This is a genomic window from Neobacillus sp. K501 (assembly GCF_053749995.1).
On the sequence record NZ_JBSLYA010000017.1, the window covers coordinates 43,518 to 52,101 of the forward strand.

General features: G+C 38.9%; 6 protein-coding genes and 1 riboswitch. All 6 genes read left to right on the top strand.

Going from position 1 to position 8,584, the window contains the following annotated elements:
• Positions 1-97: 97 nt before the first annotated feature.
• Positions 98-199, top strand: a riboswitch (purine riboswitch).
• Between the two features lie 95 nt (positions 200-294).
• The 6 genes from ACWM35_RS23985 (at position 295) to ptsG (ending at position 8,227) form a co-directional block, all read left to right on the top strand.
• Positions 295-1,623: an NCS2 family permease gene (locus tag ACWM35_RS23985; RefSeq protein WP_454821411.1), complete on the top strand. Its 1,329-nt coding sequence runs from the start codon at positions 295-297 to the stop codon at positions 1,621-1,623.
• A gap of 151 nt (positions 1,624-1,774) precedes the next feature.
• Positions 1,775-2,710 (top strand): ABC transporter ATP-binding protein, encoded by a 936-nt coding sequence (locus ACWM35_RS23990; protein WP_454821412.1) that lies wholly within the window; start codon positions 1,775-1,777, stop codon positions 2,708-2,710.
• 11 nt (positions 2,711-2,721) lie between these two features.
• Positions 2,722-3,900: an ABC transporter permease gene (locus tag ACWM35_RS23995; RefSeq protein WP_454821413.1), complete on the top strand. Its 1,179-nt coding sequence runs from the start codon at positions 2,722-2,724 to the stop codon at positions 3,898-3,900.
• Positions 3,893-5,026: an ABC transporter permease gene (locus ACWM35_RS24000; RefSeq protein ID WP_454821414.1), complete on the top strand. Its 1,134-nt coding sequence runs from the start codon at positions 3,893-3,895 to the stop codon at positions 5,024-5,026. Before ACWM35_RS23995 ends, ACWM35_RS24000 begins: the two co-directional genes overlap by 8 nt.
• Positions 5,027-5,130: 104 nt before the next feature.
• Complete coding sequence (gene glcT, locus ACWM35_RS24005; RefSeq protein ID WP_454821415.1) at positions 5,131-5,973, top strand: glucose PTS transporter transcription antiterminator GlcT; 843 nt, start codon at positions 5,131-5,133, stop codon at positions 5,971-5,973.
• 184 nt (positions 5,974-6,157) lie between these two features.
• A complete protein-coding gene (ptsG, locus tag ACWM35_RS24010) occupies positions 6,158-8,227 on the top strand; it encodes a glucose-specific PTS transporter subunit IIBC (protein ID WP_454821416.1) in 2,070 nt (689 codons plus the stop codon).
• Positions 8,228-8,584: the final 357 nt, after the last annotated feature.

Consider the following 8,584-nt stretch of genomic DNA (forward strand, 5'->3'; position numbering starts at 1 on the left):
ATAGTTCTAAAAACGAACGTTTTAAAATATATTTTTTAAAACGTTCGTTTTTTTATATTTACAAAAGGCTGAATCGTTGTTAAAATGAAGAAGTGTTAAGAAGAATGTCGAATATACTCGTATAATATTGGGAATATGGCCCAAAAGTTTCTACCGAGCCACCGTAAATGGCTTGACTACGAGGCAGTGTTAAATACAGAGGCTTTCCCTCTAATGATTTACACATGCCCTAGTCACACTCCGGTAGAATCGATCGGAGTGTTTTTTATTACTAGAATAATAGGGGGAAAGAACGTGCAAAAGTACTTTATGTTTAAAGAATTAGGGACAAATTATCGCCGTGAGTTTATAGGTGGTATTACTACCTTTTTAGCGATGGCTTATATATTGGTGGTCAACCCGCTTACGTTGACACTATCAAGTGTAGAAGATTTACCAGATGCGTTAAGAATGGATTATGGTGCCGTGTTTGTAGCAACAGCTTTAGCGGCAGCGATTGGCTCGATCGTGATGGGACTATTAGGGAAATACCCGCTAGCCCTAGCGCCAGGAATGGGTTTAAATGCTTTCTTTGCTTACACCGTTGTGTTAGGAAGTGGAATTCCATGGCAACATGCATTGGGCGCCGTATTTATCTCGGGAGTATTTTTCTTCGTCTTAACACTTACAGGTCTTCGTGAAAAAATCATTAATGCGATTCCAATGGAACTTAAGCATGCCGTTGGTGCAGGGATTGGCCTATTTATTACTTTTGTTGGTTTACAAAATGCTGGAATTATCGTAAATAATGATGCAACACTTGTTGGTTTAGGTGATTTAACTGCAGGTCCAACGTTACTCGCGATTTTTGGAATCGTTGTGACTGTGATTATGATGACTAGAGGTATTAATGGATCTGTTTTTTACGGAATGGTCATTACCGTAATTGTTGGAATGATTTTTAATTTGATTGATGCACCGGAGAAAGTGGTTGATAGTGTACCAAGTTTAACACCAACCTTTGGGGCAGCGATTACTTCGCTTGCGGATCCTTCTTTCTATACAACGGCCATGGTCGGGATCATTCTTACTTTCCTATTTGTTGATTTCTTCGACAATGCTGGAACACTAGTAGCGGTAGCGAATCAAGCTGGCATGATTAAGGATAATAAATTGCCGCGTGCAGGCAGGGCGTTAATTGCTGATTCCATTGCCACAACAGTGGGTGCGGTTTTAGGAACATCGACAACAACATCTTATATTGAATCGTCTGCGGGGGTTGCTGCAGGAGCAAGAACGGGATTTGCTTCATTGGTTACAGCAGGGTTATTCCTTCTATCGATCTTTTTCTTCCCGTTATTGTCTGTCGTCACTGCGCCTGTTACAGCACCAGCGTTAATTATAGTTGGGGTATTAATGGTTTCTTCTTTAGGAAAAATTGATTGGAAAAAGTTCGAAATTGCTGTTCCAGCATTCTTAACGATGATTGCGATGCCGTTGTCCTACAGTATTGCCACAGGGATCGCCATTGGCTTTATCTTCTATCCCATTACGATGATTGTTAAAGGGCGCGCGAAAGATGTTAACCCAATTATGTACTTCTTCTTTGTGATCTTTTTACTGTATTTTATTTTCCTACAATAGGGATGAAGGGAACTGTGATTATTCACAGTTCTTTTTTTAGTGTCCGATATGTGAATTATTTCACAAAAATTTGGTTTTTTTACAAAACATTACAAAATTCGCGGAGCTTCTTCTGTATGATTATAGCTGTATGAAAGAAGGAGTGTTGAACATGAATTTAGTGAATGTTCGAGATTTGCGAAAAAACTTTGGTGATTTTGAAGCGGTAAGTGGTGTATCCTTTTCTGTTGAAAAAGGGGAATCCTTTAGTTTGCTTGGGCCAAATGGTGCTGGTAAATCGACGATAATTAACATGATTACTGGTTTGTTTTCTCCTACATCAGGTTCGATACATATAAAAGACATCGATGTCATTAAAAGTCCAAAGCAGGCCCAAAAGTGGATTGGTATAGTCCCTCAGGAAATTGCGCTTTATGAGACCTTATCCGCAAGGGAGAACTTAAAGTTTTGGGGAAGAATGTACAATTTAACTGGAAAAGCGCTTGAGAAGAGTGTCGATGGTGTGCTTGAAATTATCGGCCTTTCGGAACGGGCTAAGGATAAAGTTGAGACCTTCTCTGGCGGAATGAAAAGGCGAGTGAATATCGGTGCTGCGATTTTGCATCGTCCAGAGATGTTAATTATGGATGAGCCGACGGTCGGTATTGACCCGCAATCAAGAAATCATATTTTAGAAACGGTTAAGCGGTTGAACAATGAAGGAATGACAATCATTTATACCAGTCATTATATGGAGGAAGTCGAGTACCTTTGTGAACGGATCGGCATTATCGATCACGGTCAATTAATTGCCTGTGGGACATTACGGGAACTTAGGGAATCCATCGGTGATCGCTCGAGAATTATCTTAACGATGGATCAGGAACGTCCGAGTATTAAAAATGTTTTTAAAGGAAAGTTTTTAGAGAAAGACATCCAGATCCAAGAGAAACAATTTATTGTATACCATAAAGAGCCTCAGTTTATCCTCAGTGATTTAATTCAAACTGTCACGAACACTGGTGCGAAGGTGTCCACAGTGGAAATCGTTGAACCGAACTTAGAGAGTGTGTTTTTACATCTAACCGGTCGAAGTTTAAGGGATTAGAGGTGGGGATGATGACATTCTGGTGGCTTGCTTTGAAGGATTTATTGATAACCGTTCGCGATAAAAAGGCATTATTAACACTTATTCTGATGCCGTTATTATTAATTGCCATTTTAGGCTCCGCCTTTGGCGATATGCTGAAGGAAGGTGGAGATGTCAAAGTCGAGAAATTCACCCTGGGTATTGTAAATTTAGATGATGGTCAGTTTGGAAAAATTTTATCTGAGACGATATTTAAACAAGAATTGGCCGATAAAATAAAGGTAGAATTTTATCAAGAACAAGCATTAAATAAGAGAATTAAAGATCATAAATTGGATGTGGGAATTATTATCGGTGAAGATTTCTCCACTTCGTTAATGTCCGGCGATGAAACAAAAGTCCAGCTTCTATCTGTACCAGACCCAGGGATTAAGGGAATCATTGTTACAAGTGTAATTGAGCAATTTGCCCAATCAATTCCAATTGAATCAATGGCAGTACAGTCTGTTCAAGCAGGTACAGGGCAAGAACTCTCCTCCATACAGCCAATCAACCAGACTCTCCTCCATGAAACTACTGTCAATGCAAAAACAAAACCGGTTACTTCTTTTCAGTATTATGCTGCTGGAATGGGTGTCATGTTTTTACTCATGACGGTCGTTCAGGGGGCGGCAACAATGATACTAGAAAAAGAACAAGAGGTTTACAAGCGGCTGCTGCTATCAAATTTAACCTACACGCACTATTTATTTGGAAAGATGCTTGGTTTACTGCTTATTTGCCTAGCCCAAGCGTATATCATTATTATTGGCACAAAGCTTCTTTTTGGAGTGGAGTGGGGAGCTTCTGTCTTAGGCGTTATCATAATGACGTTTGCTTTTGTTGTGAATGCATGTGGTTTGGGAATGGTTGCAGTTTCGTTTATTAAGTCAGAGAAATCCTTTAATGTAGCAGGGATGTTAGGAACACAAATTTTTGCAGCGTTAGGGGGAAGTATGGCGCCGTTGTATATATTCCCTGATTGGGCTGTTACCGCGTCTAAGTTTTTGCCAAATGGCCTTGCCTTGCAAACATATTTAGACCTAATGTCAGGTGCCACATTTACCGATGTCATTCCAGAGATCGTTACTTCGATTCTATCAGGTTTATTATTTATTTGTATCGGGTTATTTCGCCTTTCGCTTGAAAGGAGGAGGAAGTATGCGTAAAGTTTGGAACATTTCATCGCTACACTTGAAAGAGTTTTTTAAATCTCCTGGTGCATTAGCCTTAATGTTAGTCTTACCTTTACTATTTAGTTTGATTTTCGGTGGTATTGCTGTTGGAACGGAACAGAATAAGCCGGTAGTCAATGTTGTTGTTCAGGACGGGAAAATCAGTCAGGAAGTTTTCGATCTTTTGGCACGGAATGATCAATTTGAATGGAAAAGAGTAAATAAACAACAGGCCAATGAGAATGTATCAAAACAAAAAACAGCTGCAGCTGTGGTGATTCCTAGTAATTCCTATGAACGTATTGTTAATCACGAGCCCTTGTTTGAAATAATTCTTCGTAACAAAACGGATGACTATCTTGCTTTAGTTCCACATTTAGAGGGGACAGCTAATTTAATTATCCGCTCTTATCAGGTGACGAAAGAGGTTAATTCTGATGCCTTTCCTGACGTAATCGAAGCGGTAGCAGCAAGTAAAAATGTGAAGGTAGAGAAGCGGATTGTTCAAAAAGATGATAAAGACACAAGCCCTGTGGAAATGAATTTAATGATTGTTGGTTTCGCGATTATGTTCATGATGTTTGGGCTTTCTGGTGCCGCCTCTACAATTCTTGATGAGCGGATTGGCGGTACGTGGGGAAGACTGATGACAACACCGGCTAGTAAGTGGCAGATTAGCTTAGGTTACATGTTTGCTTATTTTTTGATGGGTTGGATTCAGTTTGCAGTATTAATGATTTCAATGAAGTTCATTTACGATACGAATTGGGGAAATGTAATCTATCTCATTCCGTTTGCCTCTTTGGTGATCTTATGTGTTGTCGGATTTGGTCTTATGATTGCCGGGCTAGTGAAAACAAAACAACAGGCTGGCGCTATTGGTGCGGTATTAATTGTCAGTACCTGTATGCTTGGCGGGGTATATTGGTCGATCGAATTTGTTCCAGAAGTGATGCAGAAAATAGCTTTAGCTGTTCCTCAGAGCTGGGCGATGTCCGGGTTTAAAGAAATAATTAGTGGAAGTCTCCATGTTAAAACACTTCTTTATGATACATTGGCACTTTCGGGATTTACGGTGGCGTTCTTTTTCATTGGTTTGCGTGGAATTACCTATAAATAAAAATGTCATAAAATTGTGTCAGTTTTTGTCGTTGACTTCCTGTTTTGTCTCTTATAACATTGAAGATACTATTGGTAGGTTAGGCGAAATGGAGAAATCGGCAAATGGCAAATTTATTAATCGATAAGGTTCTTAATAATAATGTTTTAATCGCGGAGCACCCTTCTTACAAAGAAGTTGTGTTAATTGGAAAAGGGATTGGCTTTAACCGAAAACACGGTGAGTATATCGACACAGATTCTGTCGATAAATTATTTGTTTTAAAAAATGAAAAAGAGCAAGCAAGCTATATCAAGTTACTTCCCTTTATTGATAACGATTTACTTGAAGTCATTATTTCAGCCATTGACCTGATCAAACAAAGAACACATTCTATGCTGAACGAACATATTCATGTTGCTTTGACCGACCATTTAATGTTTGCGATTACAAGAGCTTCCCAGGGGTTGGAAATGAAAAATCCATTTCTTGTCGAGACAAAAACTCTTTACCGACATGAATATGAGATCGCGTCAGATGTTGTTGAACTGATTAAGCAGAAAACAGGATTTGCCCTTCCGATTGGAGAAATTGGTTTTATTGCTCTGCACATACATTCTTCCATTACGAATAAAAATCTTTCTGATGTGAACCAGCATTCTCAATTGGTTAGCAGGCTGGTTGAAATGGTAGAAAAACAGTTTGAAATCCAAATTGACAAAGAAGGCATCGATTATATGAGGCTTGTCCGTCACCTTCGCTTCACCATTGAGAGAGTCATCAAAGGGGAGAAAGTAGAAGAACCAGATAAAATCTCTTCTCTATTGAAAGAGGAGTATCCTCTTTGCTATAATCTCTCCTGGAAACTCATTAAAGTGATGCAGCAAACATTAAAAATGAAGGTCTTCGATGCAGAGGCTGTCTATTTAACGATGCATTTACAGCGAATTCAAAAGAAATTTAAATAGCCTTTATAAATTTTTACGTGTTACTGATTCTATCAGGCATGAGTGAAATTAATTGAATTGAAGCTGTTGGGACAATCTATACCCAAGACTTCCGATCAATTGAACTTTTACTCATGCCTTTTTTTTGCCTTTTTACAGTAAATAAAAACGCTTAATGAGTTGAAAAATATTGGAGGTAAATAATATGTTTAAAAAAGCTTTTGGTGTCTTGCAAAAAGTTGGTAAGGCGCTAATGCTTCCGGTTGCCCTTTTACCGGCGGCAGGTATTTTGCTTGCATTAGGAGCCGCGCTACGAAACCCTGCTCTGATAGAATTAGCACCATTCCTAGATAACAGCACTGTGGATATGATTGCAGCTGTTATGCAAAAAGCAGGGGATATCGTCTTTGCTAATCTTCCGCTCTTATTTGCAGTAGGGGTTGCAGTCGGATTGGCTGGCGGTGAAGGAACAGCAGGTCTCGCTGCGATTATCGGTTACTTAATCATGAATGTAACTATGGGTACGGTCCTTGGAATTGAAGCTAAAGATGTAAATGGTTTGAACTATGCGAATGTGTTAGGGATTCCAACATTACAAACTGGGGTTTTCGGTGGTATTATCGTTGGAATTATCGCAGCAGCATTGTATAACAAGTTCTATGAAATCGAACTTCCGTCCTATTTAGGATTCTTTGCTGGTAAACGGTTTGTACCAATTATTACAGCAGGAACAGCTTTATTATTAGGTCTATTGATGCTTTTTATTTGGCCGCCGATTCAGAATGGATTAAATGCATTCTCACAAAACATGGTCCATGCAAACTTAACTATTTCCGCTCTCATTTTCGGTATCATTGAACGTTCATTGATTCCTTTTGGATTGCATCACATCTTCTATTCTCCATTCTGGTATGAATTTGGTAGTTACACAAATGCTGTTGGTGATGTTGTTCGTGGTGATCAGCGTATCTTCATGGAACAAATTAAAGATGGTGTACAAAATCTAACAGCGGGAACATTTATGACAGGTAAATTCCCATTCATGATGTTTGGTTTACCAGCAGCAGCGTTAGCGATTTATCACGAAGCAAAACCTGAAAAGAAAGTATTTGTTGGGGGATTAATGGCATCTGCAGCCCTAACTTCTTTCTTAACGGGTATTACTGAACCAATCGAATTCTCATTCCTTTTCGTAGCACCTGTTCTTTTCGGAATCCACGCAATCTTTGCTGGATTCTCGTTTATGATTATGCATATTTTAGATGTGAAAATCGGGATGACATTCTCCGGTGGGTTAATTGACTATATCCTATTTGGATTAATTAACCCGCAAACCAATGCTTGGATTGTTATTCCGGTAGGTCTTGTGTTTGCCGTTGTTTACTACTTCGGTTTCCGTTTTGCTATTCGTAAATTTAACTTAAAAACTCCTGGACGTGAATTAGAGGAAGAAGAAAACCAAGCACCAACCGGTAGAGCTGGATCTGGTGACTTAGCTTCTGACATCCTTGAGGCGATGGGTGGTAAAGATAATATTACTCATTTAGATGCATGTATTACTCGTCTTCGCGTTTCTGTTAATGACATTGATTATGTTGATAAGGATCAATTGAAAAAATTAGGAGCAGCGGGTGTGATGGAAGTAGGTAACAATATTCAAGCGATTTTCGGCCCGCGTTCAGAAACAATCAAAGGTCAAATGAAGGATATCATGGCAGGTAAAAAACCTCGTACAACTGTTAAGGCGCCTGAAAAAGGTGTGGAGCAGCAAATTGAAGAAGTGAATCCAGAAGCACTTCGAACTACTCGTGCAACGAAAGATGAAGGTTTTGTCGCACCAATTAAAGGTGAATTAAAGTCCATTACTGAGGTGCCAGACCAAGTATTTGCAGGAAAAATGATGGGTGACGGCTTTGCCATTGTCCCATCTGAAGGCACCATTGTATCTCCAGTGAATGGGAAAATCGTAAACCTATTCCCAACAAAACATGCTATTGGTATTCTTTCTGATACTGGTCGTGAAATTCTTATCCACGTAGGAATTGACACAGTTAACTTAAAAGGCAAAGGTTTCGATACGTTAGTTTCTGAAAATGAAATTGTAGAACAAGGTCAACCGTTATTGAAAGTTGATTTAGAGTACATTAAAGAACACGCAACATCTACGATTTCTCCGATTGTCTTCACGAACTTAGCCGAAGGTGAGAAGGTGGTCATCGAAAAGCAAGGACATGTTAATTTGCAGCAAGAAGGAATCATTAAGATTTCGAAGTAATATAATGAAGCCGATCCGCTGAAGGGTCGGCTTTATTATGCATTAAAAATAAATTTTGATTTTTTGTTGACGGAGTTCGTAGAGGGTGCTATTATATTAAAGCAGTCGTTAATGACGAGTTAACAACATGAAGATGTTAAAAAACATTTTAAAAAAATGTTGACACGAAATCGACGATCTGATATATTAATAGAGTTGCTTCTGAGCGAAGTACTCACGAAGTAAATTGTTCTTTGAAAACTAAACAAACAAAAACGTCAACAAACAATAATATTTTAGTTTCTACTATAGAAACTAAGCCAACGTAACTTTATGAGCTATATCAACTTTCTTGGAGAGTTTGATCCTGGCTCAGGA

Bases quoted from the DNA above. Each gene is read 5' to 3' on its own strand.
- ACWM35_RS24000 (WP_454821414.1), top strand. From the start codon at position 3,893: ATGCGTAAAGTTTGGAACATTTCATCGCTACACTTGAAAGAGTTTTTT.
- ptsG (WP_454821416.1), top strand. From the start codon at position 6,158: ATGTTTAAAAAAGCTTTTGGTGTCTTGCAAAAAGTTGGTAAGGCGCTA.
- glcT (WP_454821415.1), top strand. From the start codon at position 5,131: ATGGCAAATTTATTAATCGATAAGGTTCTTAATAATAATGTTTTAATC.
- ACWM35_RS23995 (WP_454821413.1), top strand. From the start codon at position 2,722: ATGACATTCTGGTGGCTTGCTTTGAAGGATTTATTGATAACCGTTCGC.
- ACWM35_RS23990 (WP_454821412.1), top strand. From the start codon at position 1,775: ATGAATTTAGTGAATGTTCGAGATTTGCGAAAAAACTTTGGTGATTTT.